This is a genomic window from Ramlibacter sp., from assembly GCF_035706265.1.
Taxonomy (GTDB): domain Bacteria; phylum Pseudomonadota; class Gammaproteobacteria; order Burkholderiales; family Burkholderiaceae_C; genus Ramlibacter.
The window spans coordinates 1-3,190 of sequence record NZ_DASSVG010000300.1; the positions used below are offsets into that span (position 1 = coordinate 1).

General features: G+C 67.0%; 3 protein-coding genes and 1 pseudogene. 2 read left to right on the forward strand and 2 right to left on the reverse strand.

The genetic code is table 11. The features are described 5' to 3' along the window. Positions 1–462 (reverse strand): annotated as a pseudogene (locus tag VFM98_RS10985) (RraA family protein); the annotation flags it as partial. 43 nt (positions 463–505) lie between these two features. Continuing rightward, on the reverse strand, positions 506–1,660 hold the full coding sequence (locus VFM98_RS10990) for a CaiB/BaiF CoA-transferase family protein (RefSeq protein WP_325109961.1): 1,155 nt from the start codon (positions 1,658–1,660) through the stop codon (positions 506–508). Positions 1,661–1,915: 255 nt separating this feature from the next. Between VFM98_RS10990 and VFM98_RS10995 the strand changes: the two genes are divergently transcribed. Both VFM98_RS10995 and VFM98_RS11000 read left to right on the forward strand, forming a co-directional pair. Further along, a complete protein-coding gene (locus VFM98_RS10995; protein ID WP_325109962.1) occupies positions 1,916–2,827 on the forward strand; it encodes a glycoside hydrolase family 88 protein in 912 nt (303 codons plus the stop codon). A gap of 12 nt (positions 2,828–2,839) precedes the next feature. Next, positions 2,840–3,190 (forward strand): acyl-CoA dehydrogenase family protein (locus VFM98_RS11000; protein ID WP_325109963.1); only part of this gene is annotated, 351 nt, incomplete at its 3' end.

Sequence of the window (3,190 nt, forward strand, 5' to 3'; positions counted from 1 at the left end):
GCCGATCTCGCCCGGGCCGCTCTTGTAGGGACCATTGGGGGTCGCGCCGCGGGCGACGACTGCGAAGTCCATCGCTTCCAGTTCGTCGACGTCGCGGATGGCGCCGTCGATCACGAGTGCCTCGATGCCCCTGGTGCGGGCGTAGCGTGACATCATGGCGCCGATGATCGCGGTGTTCAGCGCCGCGCCCGCGTCCACGACGATCACGTCCCCCGGCTTCGCGAGGTCCAGCGCGCGATGCACGAACAGGTTGTCGCCGGGCCGCACGCGCACGGTGCACGCCGGGCCGGCGAACTTCTTGCGACCGCCGTAGGCCTGGAAGCCGGCCGTGAAGGCCTGCAGGCGGTTGGCGGCATCTCCGATGACTGCGACCGGCACCTTCCGGTAGCGCTCGACCAGCGCGCCCTCGACGCGCGGCCACTCGGGGTTGATGCGAAGGCCGAGGCCGGTGAGATGTTCCATTCGGGTCTTTCAGAAGTGATGTCGTTTGGTGCGCGCCGGGGTGCTACTTCGATCTCGGGCCAAGCACGCCGGCGCGGGTCAGCGTGTCGATCTCCTGCTGCGGGAAGCCCCAGCGCGCCATGGCGCTCGCCGTGCTCTGGCCGGGGATGTCTGGCTTGGTTGGCTGCGCGCTCGGTGTGCGGCTGAAGCGCGGCGCGGGGGCGGGCTGCACGATGCCGTCCACTTCGACAAAGGTGCCACGCGCGATGTTGTGCGGATGGCGGGGTGCCTCACCCAGGCTCAGCACCGGCGCGAAGCAGGCGTCGGATCCTTCCAGCAGCGTGCACCATTCGGCGCGCGTGCGGGTGCCGAACACGCCGCGCAGGATCTCGCGCGCGTCGTCGTTGTGCATCTCGTCCAGCGAAGGCTTGCGGTCGTCAAGCCCGAGCTTGCGCATCAGTTCGGCGCGGAACTTGGGCTCCACCGGCGCGATCGAGATGTACTTGCCGTCCGCGCAGCGGTACGCATCGAAATAGAAAGCCCCGCTATCGGTGGCGTTGGTGCCGCGCTCGTCGTTGTGCAAGCCGGCGGCGTAGCGGCCGTAGTAGTCGGTCATCAACGAGGCGCTGCCGTCCACCATGGAGGCGTCCACGACCTGCCCTTGCCCGGACGTGCGCGCTTCGATCACCGCGCTCAGCACGCCGAGCGCCAGGTAAAGCGCGCCACCGCCGAAGTCGCCGGTCAGAACCAGCGGCGGCGTCGGCGGCTGGCCCTTGCGGCCGATGGAGTGCAGCACCCCGCTCAGCGAGATGTAGTTGATGTCGTGCCCAGCGGCCATGGCGAGCGGGCCGTCCTGCCCCCAGCCGGTCATGCGGCCGAACACCAGCTTGCGATTTCGCGCAAAGCAGACCTCGGGCCCCAGGCCCATGCGTTCCATGGTACCGGGACGGAAGCCTTCGATCAGCGCGTCCGCCTGATCCACCAGACGCAGCGCCGCTTCGATCCCTTCCTTCTGCTTCAGGTCGATGCTGACGGAGGGCCGGCTGCGCTTGAGGATGTTGAAGCGGTCGGGCCGGGGCGTACCCAGTCCGTGCGGTTCGGGACGGTCGATGCGGATCACGTCCGCGCCGAGGTCGGCCAGCAGCATGGCGCACATGGGTCCGGGTCCGATCCCACCGAACTCCACGATGCGCACTCCGGCCAGGGGGCCCTTGGTCATGGTTCTCTGCAATTCCTGGGTGATGGCGGGTGAGTATGGAAGGCGGGAGCCCCTGCGTCAAGCAAATTCGCGCAAAGGCGATCAAGAATGCTTCCTAAATCTACCAAAACATGCCATATACTGCGACCGGAGGCCAATGGTGGCTTTCACCAGCGTGGAGAGAACCGAATGAGAAGCAGCATCGTCAAGCGCATCTTGGAGTACGGATGGCGTGGCGTGAACACAGGAGGCAAGCATTCCGGACTGCTGAATGCGATGTACACCGCGGGACTGCGCTCCTGGTTCGACGAGAAGGTGCAGGAGGTGCTGGCGGGCCAGGTGATCACGCACCCGAACATCGCGGACAGTTCCTCGCGCATGCGCCCGCTGGTGCTGGCAGGGAGGGTGGCGGAAGCCAGCGCCGCCAACGAGATCTTCCACAAGGAGCGTGTGGTCGCCGGCGGCGTCACGCAGCACACCACCGCCCGCAGCACGCACGGCTGGGTGTTCGCGGACACCGCCTACATGGTGCCGCCCTCCCAGGCCATCCTGGGCAACTGGGAGTTCGCCTTCGAGGACCTGAAGGGCTTCCACAGGATCCTCGCGCAACCCGACGGCCTTATGCGCCACGTATTCAACGCCTCCGTGCCGAAGGAGGAGAGCTACGTCGACATCGACCTGTGGATCGACGGCACGGCCTGGGGCCGCGCCAACGGCTGGTGGATGGCAGGCGTGGTCGACACGCTGGAAGTGATCCCGCAAGCGTCCTGGGACCGGGAACTGGTCGCGCTGTACGAGAAGACCTGCGCGCGCCTGATCGAGTGCCAGGACGAGGGCATCTGGCGCGCCACCATCGACGATTCCTACTCCCTGCTGGACACCAGCGCCACCGTGATGATCGGCTACGCCATGGCCAAGGGCGCGCAGCTGGGCCTGGGTGGCGAGAAGGCCGAGCAGGCCAGCTTCGCCGCGCTGGAAGCCGTGATGCGCCACCACTTCGACTGGAAGAATGCGATCCTGCGCAACCAGCAGTACGGCCCGATGATCGTGAACGTGCCCAGCCCCAACCCACGCTACCACGACCACGGCAACGCCTACGGCCAGGGCTTCCTGGCGGCGCTGTACGCGATCAATGCCGAAGGGGTGCGCGTGCGCGACCTCGAGGTGCAGTCCCTGCACAAGAACTGAAGGCGCCGCACCATGGATTTCAGATTATCGGAAGAACAGACGGCTATCCTGGACCTCGCGCGCCGGTTCGCGCGCGAGCGCATCCGGCCGCACGTGCGCGAGTACGACCGCGAGGAACGTTTCCCGCTCGACATCTATGCCGAACTGGGCCAGCTCGGCCTGTGCGGCGGGGTGATCCCGGAACAGTACGGCGGCAGCGGCATGGACTACCAGACCTATTCGCTCCTGATCATGGAGCTCGCAGAGGTCTGCCAGGTCATGGCGTGCTCGGCGAGCTGGGCCAGCGGCGTGGGAGGCATCAGCGTGCTGCGCTTTGGCACCGAGGAGCAGAAGCAGAAGTACCTGGTGCCGCTGGCCAAGGGC